Here is a 15,985-nt window from a genome sequence, read left to right as displayed (position 1 = left end):
CGGCATGGGCAAGCTGGACGGGCGGGTCGTCGTCGTCACGGGCGCGGCGCGCGGACAGGGGGAGCAGGAGGCGCGGCTCTTCGCCGCCGAAGGGGCCAAGGTCGTCCTCACGGACGTGCTGGACGAGCAGGGCGAGGCGCTGGCGAAGGAGATCGGCGAGGACCGTGCGCGCTACGTCCACCTCGATGTGACGAGCGAGGCGGACTGGACCGAGGCCGTCGCCGCCGCCAAGGACGCCTTCGGACCCGTCACGGGCCTGGTGAACAACGCGGGGATCCTGCGCTTCAACGAGCTGGTGTCCACGCCGCTCGCCGAGTTCCAGGCGATCGTCCAGGTCAACCAGGTCGGCTGCTTCCTGGGGATACGGACGCTGGCGCCCGAGATCGAGGCGGCCGGCGGCGGCACGATCGTGAACACCGCGTCGTACACCGCGCTGACCGGTATGGCGGGCGTGGGCGCGTACGCCGCCACCAAGCACGCCGTCCTCGGCCTGACCCGGGTCGCGGCGGTGGAGCTGGCCGCGAAGGGCATCCGGGTCAACGCCGTCTGCCCGGGCGCCGTCGACACCCCGATGAGCCGGCCCGAGGGGGTCGAGCGCAGCGCGGTCGATGAGCTGTACCGCAAGCTCGTGCCGCTCGGGAGGGTCGGCGAGCCGGAGGAGGTGGCCGCCCTGGCCCTCTTCCTGAGCTGCGACGACTCCTCGTACATCACGGGGCAGCCGTTCGTCATCGACGGCGGCTGGCTGGCCGGGGTCAGCCTCTTCTGACGCTTCGTCAGGTATTGACGGCCCTCGGGCGCGGTGTCACAGTCGACCTCATCGAGATCTGACGGCTCGTCAGAAATACCCCCGGAGGAGAAGACCTTGGAATTCGGGATCTTTGTTCAGGGATACGTCGGAAAGCGTGCCGAGACCGATCCCGAGGCGGAACACAAGGCGCTCATGGAGGAGACGGAGTACGTCATCCAGGCGGACCGGTCCGGCTTCAAGTACGCCTGGGCCTCCGAGCACCACTTCCTGGAGGAGTACTCCCACCTCTCCGCCAACGACGTCTTCCTCGGGTACCTCGCCCACGCCACCGACCGCATCCACCTCGGCTCCGGCATCTTCAACCCGCTCGCCCCGGTCAACCACCCGGTCAAGGTGGCCGAGAAGGTCGCCATGCTCGACCACCTCTCCGGCGGGCGCTTCGAGTTCGGGTCGGGACGGGGGGCCGGCTCGCACGAGATCCTCGGCTTCATGCCGGGCATCACCGACATGAACCACACCAAGGAGATCTGGGAAGAGACCATCGCCGAGTTCCCCAAGATGTGGCTCCAGGACGAGTACGCCGGCTTCCAGGGCAAGCACTGGTCCCTGCCGCCGCGCAAGGTCCTGCCCAAGCCGTACGGGAAGTCCCACCCGGCGATGTGGTACGCGGCCGGATCGCCGTCCTCGTACGCCATGGCCGGCAAGAAGGGCCTCGGCGTCCTCGGCTTCAGCGTGCAGAAGGTCTCCGACATGGAGTGGGTCGTCGACTCCTACAAGACCGCGGTGAAGGAGGCCCGGGCGGTCGGCGACTTCGTCAACGACAACGTCATGGTGACCTCGACGGCGATCTGCGCCGAGACCCACCAGAAGGCGGTCGAGATCGCGGTCGGCGGCGGGCTGAACTACCTCCAGTCGCTGCTCTTCCGCTACCACGACACCTTCCCCCGGCCCGAGGGCATCCCGGAGTGGCCCGAGCTGCTGCCCGAGTACTCCGAGGAGATCATCGAGCTCCTCATCGCCGAGGAGCTGATGATCTGCGGCGACCCGGACGAGGTGCTGCGCCAGTGCAAGCGGTGGGAGCAGGCGGGCGCGGACCAGCTGTCGTTCGGGCTGCCGATCGGCGTCTCGTACGAGGACACGATGAACACGATCAAGCTCATCGGTGACCACGTGATCCCCAAGATCGACACGGACCCGGTCCACCGCACGACCCGCTTCCGGCAGGCGGCGCAGTAGAGCGGGGACGGCGTCTTCCCGGACCGCCGTCCCGTACCGGCCCCGGCCGGAGGCCGTTCCGCGGCGGCCCCGGCCGGGGCACGCCCGTGTCCACGCGCAGAAAGGACCGTCATGCTCGATCACCTGATCAAGGGCGCCACCGTCGTCGACGGCACCGGCGCCCCCGCCTTCACCGCCGACGTAGGTGTACGCGACGGGCGGATCGTCTTCCCCGAGGCCGGGGCGGCAGCCCGTACCAGCGAGGACGCGTCCGGACTCGTCCTCGCCCCCGGCTTCGTCGACCCGCACACCCACTACGACGCCCAGCTCTTCTGGGACCCCTTCGCCACCCCCTCCATGAACCACGGCGTCACCACCGTCGCCGGCGGCAACTGCGGCTTCACCCTCGCCCCGCTCCACCCGGACCGGCCCGAGGACGCCGACTACACGCGCCGCATGATGTCCAAGGTCGAGGGCATGGCCCTGGTCGCCCTGGAGCAGGGCGCCCCCTGGAACTGGCACAGCTTCGGCGAGTACCTCGACGCCCTCGAAGGGCGCATCGCCGTCAACGCCGGGTTCATGGTGGGCCACTGCGCCCTGCGCCGGTACGTCATGGGCGCCGACGCCGTCGGCGGGCAGCCCACCGCGGAGCAGCTGGAGCAGATGACCGCCCTCCTCCACGACGCGATGGACGCCGGTGCCTGGGGACTGTCCACCACCCAGTCCGCCACCCACTCCGACGGCGACGGCCGGCCCGTCGCCTCCCGCCACGCGACCCCCGCCGAACTCCTCGCCCTGTCCAAGGCGGTCGGCGAACACGAGGGCACCCAGATCGAGGCGATCCTCGCGGGCTGCCTCGACCAGTTCAGCGACGAGGAGATCGACCTCTTCGTGGAGATGAGCGCCGCCGCCGGCCGGCCGCTCAACTGGAACGTCCTCACCATCGACGCCGCCGTGCCCGAACGCGTCCCGCGCCAGCTCGTCCCGAGCGAACGCGCGCGGAAGGCCGGCGGCCGGATCGTCGCGCTCACCATGCCGATCCTCACCCCCATGAACATGTCGCTGGGCACCTTCTGCGCGCTCAACCTCATCCCCGGCTGGGGCGAGATCCTCGCCCTGCCCGTCCCCGAGCGGATCGCCAGGCTCCGCGACCCGGACGTGCGCGCCGAGATGCTGCGCCGCGCCGACTCCAAGGAGGCGGGCGTCTTCCGGCGCCTCGCGCACTTCGCCCGGTACGTCATCGGCGACACGTACTCCCCGGCGAACGAAGGCCTCACCGGCCGGGTCGTCGCGGACATCGCCGCCGAACGCGGCCAGGACCCCTTCCACTGCCTCGTCGAGATCTGCGCCAACGACGAGCTGCGTACGGTCCTGTGGCCGATGCCCACCGACAACGACCCCGACTCCTGGGCGCTGCGCCGGGAGACCTGGGAGCACGAGGACGTGCTGCTGGGCGGCTCGGACGCCGGCGCGCACCTGGACCGGATGTGCGGCGCCCCGTACACCACCCGCTTCCTCGGGGACTGTCTGCGGGGCCGCAGGCTGGTGCCGCTGGAGCGGGCCGTACGGATGCTCACCGACGATCCGGCCCGGCTCTTCGGGCTGCGCGAGCGCGGCCGGATCGCCGAGGGCTTCCACGCGGACCTCGTCCTCTTCGACCCGGAGCGGATCGACGCGGGCCCGGCGACCCTCGTCCACGACCTGCCGGGGGACAGCCCCCGGCTCGACTCGCGCGCGGTCGGGATCGTCTCCGTGCGGGTCAACGGCGTCGAGACGGTCCGGGACGACGAGGTGACCGGCGCGATCCCCGGCCGGGTGCTGCGCTCGGGCCGGGACACCAGGACGGTGAGCACCCGGTGACCGAGCGGCTGACCGAGCGGCTGTTCATCGGCGGCGAATGGGTCGAGCCCGACGGCGGGCACTACGAGGTGATCAACCCCGCGACGGAGGAGACCGTCGGGCTCGCGCCCGAGGCGAGCCGGGCGCAGGTCCTCGCGGCCGCCAGCTGCGCTGCTGACGCCTTCGCCACCTGGTCCCGTACGGCGCCGGAGGAGCGGGCCGCGATCCTGGACCGGGCGGCCGACCTCATGGCCCGGGACGCGGGGCCGAACACCGTCCTCGCCCAGGCCGAGACCGGCGCCACGACCGGGACGGCGCGCGGGATGCAGGTCGCGGTCGGGATCTCGCGGTTCCGGCGGTACGCGCGCGGCGCCCTGGAGCCGGTCGAGCAGGCGCTGCCGCCGCAGATCAACGAGGCCGGCCCGATGGGCAGGGCGGGCGTGTTCGGGGCCGTGGCGGTGCGGCGCCCGGTCGGCGTGGTCACCTGCATCACCTCGTACAACAACCCCTGGGCCAACCCGGCCGGCAAGGTCGCCCCGGCCCTCGCCATGGGCAACACGGTCGTGGTGAAACCGGCCCCGCAGGATCCGCTCTCGGTCTACGCGATGGCGCGCGCCCTCCAGGAGGCGGGTGCGCCGCCCGGGGTGGTCAACGTGGTCACCGGCTCCTCGCCGGCGGTCGGTGCCGCGGCGGTCGAGGCCCCCGAGGTGGACATGGTGTCCTTCACCGGTTCCACCGCCGTCGGGCAGCGCATCGGCGAGGTGTGCGGGCGGACCCTGAAGCGGCAGCTGATGGAGCTGGGCGGCAAGGGCGCGGCGCTCGTCTTCGACGACGCCGATCTCGACGCGGCGGTCATGGGCATCGGCACCACCTTCGCGTTCTACAGCGGGCAGATCTGTACGGCCCCGACGCGGGTGCTGGCCCAGCGCGGGATCTACGGGCAGCTGATCGAGAAGCTGACCGGCTACCTCGCGTACATGAAGGTCGGCGACCCGGCCGAGCCGGGCACCGTGGTCGGCCCGGTGATCTCGGCGGCGCACCGGGACCGGATCGAGTCCTACGTCGAGCTGGGCCGCAAGGAGGGCGCCCGGCTGGTCGCGGGCGGGGAGCGGCCCGCCGGCCTGCCGCGCGGCTTCTACGTCGCCCCGGCGCTCTTCGCGGACTGCACCGCCGACATGCGGATCGTGCGGGAGGAGATTTTCGGGCCGGTCGTGGTGGTGGTGCCCTTCGACGACGAGGAGGAGGGGATCGCGCTCGCCAACGACAGCGACTACGGCCTCCTCGACTACGTGTGGTCCGGCGACGTGGCGCGGGCCTTCCGGGTCGCGGGCCGGCTGCGGGCCGGCGGGGTCGGCGTGAACACCGTCGGCCGGAACATGGAGGCGCCCTTCGGCGGCTTCAAGAAGAGCGGTGTGGGGCGGGATGTGGGCTCGTACGCGCTGCACGCGTACAGCGAGATCCAGGCGGTGGTGTGGCCGGGCTGAAAACGGCGCGGGAAAATTTGAAAACGGACAAAACGGTCAGTGCTGCGGTTCCCGCATATCGGACGGTTCCCCGGCTGCGCCTGCCGATCGGTCGGCGCGGCCGGTGGTCGATCTTTCAATCATCGATGGAGGCTGCTGGCGTGCCTGGAAAACCAAGGTGAAGATCGGCCTCGTATTCGGATTTCAAGCCTCCGGATAAGGAAACCGCAGCATTTAACGTCCTGTTCATGGTTCAGGTTGATGCGCAGCCCGGGGCTCGGCCCCAGGGTGGAGACACGGTAAGGGGCGTCAACGCCACGGGCGACACGCATGGCGTACGTACCAAAGGGCTGGGCGGGAACTCCGTCGGGCTCATGGGCAGTGCCGTCATCGGCATCTCGACAGTCGCCCCCGTCTACTGTCTGACCTCGACGCTCGGCTCCACCGCGGGCGAGGTCGGGCTGCAGATGCCCGCCATCTTCCTGGCCGGCTTCCTGCCGATGCTCCTGGTCGCCTTCGCGTACCGCGAGCTCAACCGCGCCATGCCCGACTGCGGCACCTCCTTCACCTGGACCGTGAAGGCCTTCGGCCCCAAGATCGGCTGGATGTGCGGCTGGGGCCTGGTGATCGCCACGATCATCGTGCTCTCCAACCTCGCGGGCGTCGCGACCTCCTACTTCTGGCTCCTCGCAGGTGAGATCTCGGGCAGCGAGTACGTGGCCGGGCTCGACGACAACAAGGCCGTCCACATCCTGACCTGCCTCACGCTCATCGCCCTGGCCACCGCGATCAGCTACCGCGGCATGACCGCCACCAAGGACGTGCAGTACGCCCTCGTCGGCCTCCAGCTCGTCGTACTCGTGGTCTTCGTCGCCATGGCCTTCCAGAAGGCGGGCAGCGGCGCCTTCGACACCGGCATCGACTTCTCCTGGACCTGGATGAACCCGTTCGCGGTCCAGTCCTTCGCCGCCTTCACCGCCGGTCTGTCGCTCTCGATCTTCATGTACTGGGGCTGGGACGCCTGCCTGTCCACCAACGAGGAGACCTCGGGCTCGGCCAAGACGCCCGGCCGCGCCGCGCTGATCGCGATGGTCGTCCTGGTCGGCTCCTACCTGGCCACCGGCGTCGCCGCCCAGATGGCCGTCGGCTCCGGCGACCAGGGCCTCGGCCTCGCCAACCCGGAGACCTCCGACAACGTCTTCGCCGCGCTCGCCGGCCCCGTCATGGGCCCGGTCCTCGGCATCGCCCTCTTCGTCGCCGTCCTCGCGTCGGCCGCGGCCAGCCTCCAGACCACGTTCATCCCGGTGGCCCGCACAGTGCTGGCGATGTCGACGTACGAGGCGCTGCCGGCGTCCTTCGCCAAGGTCCACCCCCGCTTCAAGGTCCCCGGCAAGGCGACGGTCACCGCGGGCGCCGCGACGGGCGTCTTCTACACGGCGATGACCCTGGTCAGCGAGAACGTCCTGATCGACACGATCTACGCGCTCGGCCTGATGATCTGCTTCTACTACTCGCTCACCGCGTTCGCCTGCGCCTGGTACTTCCGCAAGGAGATCTTCCGCTCCGGCCGCGACCTCGTCTACAAGGGCGTCTTCCCGGTCCTCGGCGGCCTGATGCTGACCGCGGTCTTCGCCAAGACGCTCTACGACATGTGGGACCCGGCCTACGGCTCAGGCTCCTCGGTCCTCGGCGTCGGCTCGGTCTTCGTGATCGGCGTGGGCCTGCTGCTCCTCGGCGGAGTGATCATGCTGGTGATGAGCCGCCGCAGCCCCGCCTTCTTCCGCGGCGAGGTCCTCACCAAGGAGACGCCGTCCCTGGTCGTCACCGACTGACAGTGAGGATGCCCCATGCCCGGACGGGGGCATGGGGCATCGTCGTGCCCGCGTTCCGGCCGAAGCCCGCTGAAGGCGGCACGACCGACGAACCGCCTGTCCGGGTCACGGGCCGCTCATGCTGTCGAGGCCGCGGAGCCGTCCAGGAACACCGGATTGGTGAACGCGACCAGCGGTCCCGGAAGGCCCGGCACGACCGGGGCCCGGCGGACCTCCGCGCGGACGTAGGTGGCGTAGGCGGGGGTCGTGCGCCACTCCACCGTTCCCTCGCCCGCGGGCGGCAGCGGGGCCGTGTGCAGCGTGCCCTGGTCCGTGACGAGGCGGGCCGTGCAGTCCGGGGCTCCGGTCACCGTCAGCTGGACCGTCACCGGGGTGTCCGGCGCCGCGGCGAGGCGTTCGCCGATGTCCGCCGTACGGCCCCGCCCGTCGCCGGCCGTGAACGACAGCGACACCGCCGAGGACTCGGCGACGTAACTGCGCCCCGCCCGCAGGCCCGCCAGGATCGCCGTCCGGGACAGGTCGTCGGCGAGGACGACCGTCTGCGGGGTGCCGACCCGGTCGGGGTCGCGGTGCGCGTCGCTGTTGCCCATCGCCGGGGTCCACCGGCCCCGGCCGAGCGCCGAGTCCCAGGCCTGGAGGGAGACCTCGTCGTCCGCGGTCCACGGGCCGTTCCAGACCTCCACCACGTCCGCCTCACCCATGCCGAACTTCCACGCGCAGCCGATACAGGTGGCGTGTGGATGCGCGGGCACGACGAGGCCGCCGGCGCGCCGGATCTCCCTGGCGTAGCGGCCGAAACGATTCTCCCGGGCGCGGTAGCGCCAGTCGACGAACGTCCCCGGGTCCGTGCCCAGCGCCAGCACATGGCCGTTGCGGGTGGTGACCTCCTCGCCGAGCAGGATCAGCAGATCGTCCCCGGCCGGCCCGGCCCACGCGCCATGCCCCGCATGGGTGTTGTGCTCGGTCGTGGTCAGGAAGTCGAGCCCCGCCTCACGGGCCAGCGCCGCCACCTCCGCCGGGGTCCGGCGCCCGTCCGAGTACACGGTGTGCAGATGGCAGTCGCCGCGGTACCAGTCCCGCCCCCGGCCCCGCGCCCGCTCCGGCGGATACACCGGCCGCACCACCGGCTCCGACGGCCCGAACCGCAGCGTGATCGTCACCGTGTACGCCAGCCCCTGCGGCGCGACCGTGTACGGCCCCAGCGCGATCCGCCACGTCCCGGCCCGTACCGGCCCCGCCACATAGCCGGGCGTCGCCGCGTCCGAGCGCAGGAAGAACTCCGTGCGCGCCCCGCCCGACCAGCCCCGGAAGCCGCGCTCGTCGAATACCCCGATGTCCAGGGCGTTCCCGGCCGTGCCGGCGGGGACGGCGGGACGCTCGTAGGCGTAGGCGACATGCAGCTCACGGACCCCGTGCGGGACCTCGACCGGCAGGTACACGAAGTCGGGGGAGCCGGGCGGCAGGGTGCCCCGGACGACTTCCGTCCGGTCACCCTCCCCAGCGGCCGCCTCGGCGAAGCTCACGGTTCCCAACGTAAGCGCGGATGCCGCGCCCGTCACCAGAAGTGCCCGTCTGCTCGTCATACCGCCACTGTGGTGGCGGGCCGTGAACGACGGAACAACGCCTGCCGCATCTCTCGGAAATCACCGCCGCACGCCCTACCTTGCCCCTATGCGCATCGCGACCACGATCTTCCTCACCGACGAGACGATCACGCCCGTCCGCCTCGCCCGCGAACTGGAGGCGCGCGGCTTCGCCGGGCTCTACCTCCCCGAGCACACCCACATCCCGGTCGAACGCGCCACCCCCAACCCGGCGGGCGGTGAGCTGCCGCGCGAATACGGCCGCACACTCGACCCGTTCGTCGCCCTCGCCCAGGCCGCCGCCGTGACCGAACGGCTGGCCCTCGGCACCGGCATCACCCTCGTCGCCCAGCACGATCCGATCGCCCTCGCCAAGCAGATCGCGACCCTCGACCATCTCTCCGGAGGCCGCTTCACCCTCGGCATCGGCTTCGGCTGGAACAAGGAAGAGGCCGCCGACCACGGAGTGGAGTGGTCGAGGCGGCGCGAGCTCGGCCGCGACCGGATGGCGCTCATCCGCGCCCTGTGGGCGCCCGAACCGACCGCGTACAAGGGCGAGTTCGGGTCCGTACGGGCCTCGTACGCCTTCCCCAAGCCGGTCAGCGGCCCCCGCACGCTCATCGGCGGCGCCGCCGGGCCCACGCTGTTCTCCCACATCGCGGAGTACGGCGACGGCTGGCTGCCCATCGGCGGGCGCGGGCTGACGCAGTCCGTGCCCGTGCTGCGCGAGGTGTGGGAGAAGGCGGGACGCGCCCCGGAGGCCCTCCAGGTCGTGCCGTACGCCGTGATGCCGAACCCCGGCAAGCTCGCGCACTACGCGGGGCTCGGCATCGACGAGGTGGTGCTGCAGCTTCCGCCGGCCGGGGAGGCGGAGGTGCTGCGGGTCCTGGACGACTACGCCCAGTACCTCTGATACGCCCGGTACCTCTGAGCCCCTACCGAAGGGGCAGTTCGAGGTGGGACGGGTCGGCCGCCGGGGAGGAGAGGGTGAGCGTGGCGCGCGGTGCGTTGGCGTCGCCGTAGAACGGATCCCTGGTGTCGATGACCAGCATCAGGCGGTGCCCGGCGGGGACGTCGTAACCCGTGGCCTGGAGCTCGATGTCGGCCGTCACCGCCACCCCGGGCTCGCCGTCCAGGCGGGTGAACGGCGCGTGCGTGACGATGTGCGCGCTGCCCGAGGGCGCCACGTCGAAGAGGTGCGCGACGAACGTCGAGCGGTCCGCGCTCGGGGTGTAGGTGAGCCGCAGCCGGGGAACGCCGCGCAGGCCGGTGGTGACGGGCAGCGGGGCGGTCACCCACACCCCGGCGTCGGCGCGGCTGATGGCAGCGGTCGGGTACACCTTCGGATTGCCGGCCATCTCGTCGTAGCCGGTCAGGATGATCTCGTCGGCGACGGTCGCCGGGGTGTCCGCGCCGGTCTGGATGGACAGGCTCCAGCCGGTGTCCGGGCCGTCGGCGAGGGTGTGGTCCCCGGTCGCGCCGGGGGAGGCCAGATAGAGCCGCTGGGTGGAGCCGGTGACGGCGGCCCAGGTCGGGCGGGACTCCAGGGCTTTGTTCCACATGATCTGGCTGACGACCTGGCCCTCGGTGTCGATGCCGTTGTCGTCGTCCTGGAGGTGGTGGCCGAGCCAGCGGTGGGCATCGGTCCAGATACGGTTCGGCAGCCCGACGATCCCGGTCATCTCCGGTCCCGAGTGGTCGCCGATCGACATGTTGATGCGCTTGGGGCCGGTCAGCGCGTGGAACATCCTCAGCGTCTGGTTGGACGGGAACAGCGTCTCGTGCCAGGCGTGCGCGAAGAACACCGGCACCTGGCGGCTGTTGAGCGCGGCGACATAGGTGTACGGCGAGCGCTCGGCCGCCCACTGGAGCGTCTCGTCCACGTTCCGGTCGGCAAGCACGTCGTCGAAGACCTGCTGGGTGCGCTTGCTCAGCCGGGCGTTCTGCGCGGCGGCGAGCAGCTTGCGCACCGCCTCCGTGTGCCGGGTGGTGTTCTCGTAGAACGCCTCCCCCAGATCGCCCCAGGTCGACAGGGCCACGACGGCGTCCACCCGGTGGTCGTGGGCGGCGACGAGCTGGCTGATCCCGGAGCCGTAGGAGTCACCGAGGAAGCCGACCCGGGTCGGCTCGCCGCCGGTGCGCTCGATCAGGAAGTCCAGGGCCCTGCTGCCGTCCTCGATGTCCAGCGGCCCGCCGACCTCCACCTCGCCCTCGGAACGGCCGAAGCCGCGTGCCGTGTACGCGAGGACGTTGTAGCCGCTGTACGCGAAGCGCGTCGCCTGCACCGCGTACGCCAGCCAGCCCAGGTCCGTCCACGGGGAGGGCATCACGATCGCGGGCCGGGCCCGGTCGCCGGTCAGGTGCGTCCATAAGACGCCGTCGAGCAGGTCTTGGCCGGCCCCGGGGATCCGGACCGGGACCGGGGCGACCAGCGCGCGGGCCTCGGCGACCTCGGCGGCCCGGGCGGGGGCGAGAGGGGCGGTCTCGTCACCCGTGAGGGCGGCGAAGTACTGGGCGAGGGCGGCCTCGTCGAGTTCGGGGTAGAGGCTCTCCGGCTGCGAGCCCTGCACGGGAGAAGTCATGGCGGATCCGTCCATTCCGTCGATGGGCGACATGGAAGGCATGCGAGGAGTTCCACTGCTCTGGGCCCGGAGCGGCATTCAGTATGGGTCGCGGAGTACGCAGACTTCTGCGGCTCTTCCGTACATTGGCCGGAAGACGCCACCGGTTCCGCCGACGGGACGCGCTCGTATGCTCTGAAGAATGACAACTATCCCGACCGGGTCCCCGACCGGGCCGAACGCCCCCACGGCGAACGCCATGCGGCGCGCGCTCAGGCGCGCGCGGGACGGCGTCGCGCTCGACGTCACCGAGGCGGCGGTACTGCTCCAGGCGCGCGGCGCGGACCTCGACGACCTCACCGCCTCGGCGGCCCGGGTGCGGGACGCGGGCCTGGCGGCGGCGGGCCGCCCGGGGGTCATCACATACTCCAAGAGCGTCTTCATTCCGCTCACCCGGCTGTGCCGCGACCGGTGCCACTACTGCACCTTCGCCACCGTCCCCGGCAAGCTCCGCCGGGCCGGGCACGGCCTCTTCTTGTCCCCTGACGAGGTCCTCGACATCGCCCGCCGCGGCGCCGAACTGGGCTGCAAGGAAGCCCTCATCACCCTTGGCGACAAGCCGGAGGACCGCTGGCCCGAGGCCCGCGAATGGCTGGACGCGCACGGCTACGACGACACCATCGCGTACGTACGGGCCATGGCGATCCGGATCCTGGAGGAGACCGGGCTGCTGCCGCACCTCAACCCCGGGGTCATGACCTGGACCGACTTCCAGCGCCTCAAGCCCGTCGCGCCGAGCATGGGCATGATGCTGGAGACGACCGCCACCCGCCTGTGGTCCGAGCCTGGCGGCCCGCACCACGGCTCACCGGACAAGGAACCGGCCGTACGGCTGCGTGTCCTGGAGGACGCCGGACGCTCCTCCGTCCCCTTCACCAGCGGACTGCTCATCGGCATCGGCGAGACCTACGAGGAGCGCGCCGACTCGCTCTTCGCGCTGCGCCGCACCGCCCGCGCGTACCACGGCATCCAGGAACTGATCATTCAGAACTTCCGCGCCAAGCCGGACACGGCGATGCGCGGCATGCCCGACGCGGAGCTGGACGACCTGGTCGCCACCGTCGCCGTCGCCCGCCACATCATGGGCCCCGCCGGCAACCTCCAGGCCCCGCCCAACCTCGTCGACGGAGAGTACGTCCGGCTCATCGGCGCCGGCATCGACGACTGGGGCGGTGTCTCGCCGGTCACCATCGACCACGTCAACCCTGAGCAGCCCTGGCCCCAGATCGACGCCCTCGCCGAGCGGTCCGCGGCGGCCGGCTTCGAGCTGCGCGAACGCCTCTGCGTCTACCCCGAGTTCGTGCAGCGCGGCGAGCCCTGGCTCGACCCCCGTCTGCTGCCGCACGTCCGCGCGCTCGCCGACCCCGACACCGGCCTGGCCGTCCCGGACGCGCCCGTACGCGGCCTGCCCTGGCAGGAGCCGGACGAGGGCTTCACCGCCACCGGCCGTGTCGATCTGCACCGCACCATCGACACCGAGGGCCGCACCTCCGACCGGCGCGACGACTTCGACGAGGTGTACGGCGACTGGGAGGCCCTGCGCGAGCGGGCGGCGCCCGGCATGGTGCCGTCCCGGATCGACACCGACGTACGCTCCGCGCTCGCCACGGCCGCCGACGACCCCACCCGGCTCACCGACGACGAGGCCCTCGCCCTGCTCCACGCGGACGGTCCCGCCCTCGACGCGCTGACCCGGATCGCCGACGACGTCCGCAGGGCGGCGGTCGGCGACGACGTCACGTACATCGTCACGCGGAACATCAACTTCACCAACGTCTGCTACACCGGCTGCCGCTTCTGCGCCTTCGCGCAGCGCCGCACGGACGCCGACGCCTACACCCTCTCCCTGGACCAGGTCGCCGACCGCGCCCAGCAGGCCTGGGATGTCGGCGCCGTCGAGGTGTGCATGCAGGGCGGCATCCACCCGGACCTGCCCGGCACGGCGTACTTCGACATCGCCCGGGCGGTGAAGTCCCGCGTCCCCGGTATGCACGTCCACGCCTTCTCCCCGATGGAGGTCGTCAACGGCGCGACCCGCACGGGTCTTTCCATCCGGGAGTGGCTGACCGCCGCCAAGGAGGCCGGACTCGACTCGATCCCGGGCACGGCCGCGGAGATCCTCGACGACGAGGTCCGCTGGGTCCTCACCAAGGGCAAGCTGCCGACGGCGACCTGGATCGAAGTCGTGAAGACCGCCCACGAGCTCGGCATCCGCTCCTCCTCCACGATGATGTACGGGCACGTGGACCAGCCCCGCCACTGGCTGGGCCACTTCCGCACGCTGGCCGCCGTCCAGCAGGAGACCGGCGGCTTCACCGAGTTCGTGACGCTCCCCTTCATCCACACCAACGCGCCCGTCTACCTCGCCGGCATCGCCCGGCCGGGCCCGACCGACCGCGACAACCGCGCGGTGACCGCCATGGCCCGGCTGCTGCTCCATCCGCACATCCCCAACATCCAGACCAGTTGGGTGAAGCTGGGCACCGAGGGCGCGGCGGAGATGCTCCGCTCCGGCGCCAACGACCTCGGCGGGACGCTGATGGAGGAAACCATCTCCCGGATGGCGGGCTCCAGTTACGGCTCGTACCGCTCGGTCAAGGACCTCACCGCCATCGCCGAGGCGGCGGGCCGCCCGTCCCGGCCGCGCACGACGCTCTACGGCGAGGTCCCGGCGGAGCGGGTGGCGGCGGCCCGGGCGTCCGACGGGCATCTTCCGCAGCTGCTGCCGCTGGTGGACCGGCCGGCGGACTAGTTCGTGGCGGCGACCCGGACCTCCTGGTCCCGTACGGGGTAGTCAAGCCGGCCCTCGCCCTTCAGGACGGACGCCGTGATCGCGGCCGGAGGCGGCGCCGGCGCCGGTGAGGGGGCCGCCACGGCCACCGGAGCCGCGACGGCGGCGACCAGCGCCAGCAGGGCGGCAGCCCGGAGGGTCGTCTTCAGCATGGGGGATCTCCGATCGGGAGGAGGCATGGACTGCCCCCGATCGTGGCTCCGCGAGGAGCCGGCCCACGTCGGCCGCCGGTCCCGTCCGCCTCCGCCGCGCGGCCGAGCCGGGGTCCTCCCGGAGGCGTACGCGCGTACGGACGGGTCCATTACAGTGCGGCCAGACCTACGTACCTCGGAGGGGGCGCGCAGTGACCACAGCAGCCACGGCCGTCTGGGGCCGTGCCGAGCAGCAGGACTTCCGGTCCCGGGTCCGGGGCTGCCTCCTCGGCGGGGCCGTCGGCGACGCCCTCGGGGCCGCGGTCGACCGCCTCACGCTGGAGGAGATCCGGGCCGCCCACGGCCCGGAGGGCCTTGCCGACCCCGCCCCCGCCTACGGCCGGCGCGGCGCCGTCACCGCCGCCACCCAGCTGACCCTCTTCACCGTCGACGGGCTCATACGCGCCCAGGTCCGCCGCGACACCGGCGCCTGGCATCCGCCCACCGACGTCCACCGCGCCCACCTGCGCTGGGCGGCCACCCAGCGGGACTGGGGCCCCGACGAGCGCCGCAAGGACAACGGCTGGCTCGCCCGCGAGGAGTGGCTCTACGCCCGCCGCGACCCCGCCCGCGCCTGCCTCACCGGCCTCGGCGACGAGATCCTCGGCACCCTCGACGCCCCCAAGAACCCCGGCGCCCGTGACTCCGGCGCCATGGTCCGCTCGGCGCCCTTCGGGCTGCTCGTCGGCTGGGAGCCGCAGCTGGTGTGCCAGCTCGCCGTCGAGTGCGCCGCCCAGACCCACGGTCATCCCGCCGCGTACCTGGCCGCCGGGGCCTTCGCGGTGATCGTGCACGGGCTGGCCCGGGGCGAGACCGTGGACGGCTCCGTACAGCGGGCCCTCGTCCAACTCGCCCCGCGCCCCGGCCACCAGCCCGTCACCGAGGCGCTTCAGCACGCCCTCGGCGCCGTGCGGCAGGGCATCCCCGGCCCCGGCCGCATCGCCGCCCTCTGCGGCGGCGACCCCGCCCTCGCTGAACACACCCTGGCCGTCGCCGTCTACTGCGCCCTCGTCGGCGAGGACGTACGCCACGGTCTGCGGCTGTCCGTCAACCACGACGGCCCCTCCGCGACGACCGGGGCACTGACCGGCGCGCTGCTCGGTGCCCTGCACGGCGAGACGGCGCTCCCACCGGCCTGGCTGGCCGACCTGGAGGGCCGCCCGACCGTCCTCGAACTCGCCGACGACTTCGCCATGGAGATGACCCAGGGCCCGGCCCTCCACGGCCCGGCCGCCTCGGCCCCGGGCTGGCTGGCCCGCTACCCGCGGGGCTGACCCGGGTCATAGCGTTCACTTCCAGTTCATTGCAATGAACGGGGTGGTGTTGTTGCGTTACGCGTCATCAACACTGCAACGATCTCTGGTACTTGACCTGCTGTTATGTCGATCGCGCGCAACAAGGTCGTTGTCAGACCTGCGAATGCAACGTAGCGTTTCTCCTGTCAGAAAGCAGCGGGCCGAAGGGGCCCGCAGCACCGATGAAGGAGAAACACCATGCAGACGTTCGCCACCCCCGCCCCGGTCTCCACCGTCCTCGACATCCCCTCGGGGCGTATCCAGCTCATCGCCGCCGACCGCACCGACACCACCGTCGAGATCCGTCCCGCCGACGCCTCCAAGAGCCGCGACGTGAAGGCCGCCGAGCAGATGAAGGTCACCTACACCGACGGCGTCCTGCGGATCGAGGCCCCCGAGGCGAAGAC

Annotated in this window: 11 protein-coding genes and 1 pseudogene; 9 read left to right on the top strand and 3 right to left on the bottom strand. The window is 71.9% G+C overall.

Features of this window, described 5'->3' with window-relative positions; genetic code table 11:
* Window positions 1-4 precede the first annotated feature (4 nt).
* The 5 genes from IEZ01_RS15790 (at window position 5) to IEZ01_RS15770 (ending at window position 7,097) form a co-directional block, all read left to right on the top strand.
* Window positions 5-766 (top strand): SDR family NAD(P)-dependent oxidoreductase, encoded by a 762-nt coding sequence (locus IEZ01_RS15790; protein WP_189202212.1) that lies wholly within the window; start codon window positions 5-7, stop codon window positions 764-766.
* Between the two features lie 96 nt (window positions 767-862).
* Complete coding sequence (locus IEZ01_RS15785) at window positions 863-1,984, top strand: LLM class flavin-dependent oxidoreductase (protein WP_019887163.1); 1,122 nt, start codon at window positions 863-865, stop codon at window positions 1,982-1,984.
* 111 nt (window positions 1,985-2,095) lie between these two features.
* Window positions 2,096-3,823, top strand: coding sequence for an N-acyl-D-amino-acid deacylase family protein (locus tag IEZ01_RS15780; protein ID WP_019887161.1), 1,728 nt, complete (start codon window positions 2,096-2,098; stop codon window positions 3,821-3,823).
* The gene (locus IEZ01_RS15775) at window positions 3,820-5,286 is read left to right on the top strand and encodes an aldehyde dehydrogenase family protein (protein ID WP_189202210.1); all 1,467 of its coding nucleotides are present in this window, start codon (window positions 3,820-3,822) and stop codon (window positions 5,284-5,286) included. Before IEZ01_RS15780 ends, IEZ01_RS15775 begins: the two co-directional genes overlap by 4 nt.
* 227 nt (window positions 5,287-5,513) lie before the next feature.
* A complete protein-coding gene (locus IEZ01_RS15770) occupies window positions 5,514-7,097 on the top strand; it encodes an APC family permease (RefSeq protein WP_028797647.1) in 1,584 nt (527 codons plus the stop codon).
* A 116-nt stretch (window positions 7,098-7,213) separates the two neighbouring features.
* Here the strand turns inward: IEZ01_RS15770 and IEZ01_RS15765 are convergent, their stop codons facing one another.
* Window positions 7,214-8,680, bottom strand: a complete 1,467-nt coding sequence (locus tag IEZ01_RS15765; protein ID WP_189202208.1) for a CehA/McbA family metallohydrolase — start codon at window positions 8,678-8,680, stop codon at window positions 7,214-7,216.
* 88 nt (window positions 8,681-8,768) lie between these two features.
* On the opposite strand from IEZ01_RS15765, the gene IEZ01_RS15760 reads away from it, so the two are divergent.
* Complete coding sequence (locus IEZ01_RS15760) at window positions 8,769-9,593, top strand: TIGR03619 family F420-dependent LLM class oxidoreductase (protein WP_019887154.1); 825 nt, start codon at window positions 8,769-8,771, stop codon at window positions 9,591-9,593.
* Between the two features lie 22 nt (window positions 9,594-9,615).
* On the opposite strand, the gene IEZ01_RS15755 is transcribed toward IEZ01_RS15760, so the two are convergent.
* A complete protein-coding gene (locus IEZ01_RS15755) occupies window positions 9,616-11,262 on the bottom strand; it encodes a CocE/NonD family hydrolase (RefSeq protein ID WP_229832983.1) in 1,647 nt (548 codons plus the stop codon).
* A gap of 181 nt (window positions 11,263-11,443) precedes the next feature.
* Here IEZ01_RS15755 and IEZ01_RS15750 point away from each other — a divergent pair, with 181 nt between their 5' ends.
* Window positions 11,444-14,053 (top strand): bifunctional FO biosynthesis protein CofGH, encoded by a 2,610-nt coding sequence (locus IEZ01_RS15750; RefSeq protein WP_189202206.1) that lies wholly within the window; start codon window positions 11,444-11,446, stop codon window positions 14,051-14,053.
* Here IEZ01_RS15750 and IEZ01_RS15745 read toward each other — a convergent pair.
* Entirely contained in the window at window positions 14,050-14,244 is a 195-nt protein-coding gene (locus tag IEZ01_RS15745; RefSeq protein WP_019887151.1) for a hypothetical protein, read from the bottom strand. The two genes, IEZ01_RS15750 and IEZ01_RS15745, sit on opposite strands and share 4 nt — an antisense overlap.
* A gap of 191 nt (window positions 14,245-14,435) precedes the next feature.
* Between IEZ01_RS15745 and IEZ01_RS15740 the strand changes: the two genes are divergently transcribed.
* Both IEZ01_RS15740 and IEZ01_RS15735 read left to right on the top strand, forming a co-directional pair.
* Window positions 14,436-15,557, top strand: a complete 1,122-nt coding sequence (locus IEZ01_RS15740) for an ADP-ribosylglycohydrolase family protein (protein ID WP_019887150.1) — start codon at window positions 14,436-14,438, stop codon at window positions 15,555-15,557.
* 219 nt (window positions 15,558-15,776) lie between these two features.
* Window positions 15,777-15,985: pseudogene (locus IEZ01_RS15735) on the top strand (DUF4097 family beta strand repeat-containing protein); the annotation flags it as partial.

This window comes from Streptomyces purpureus (genome assembly GCF_014648195.1).
In the GTDB taxonomy this organism is placed as follows: Bacteria; Actinomycetota; Actinomycetes; order Streptomycetales; family Streptomycetaceae; genus Streptomyces; species Streptomyces purpureus.
This window is presented reverse-complemented; position numbering and strand designations above follow the sequence as displayed.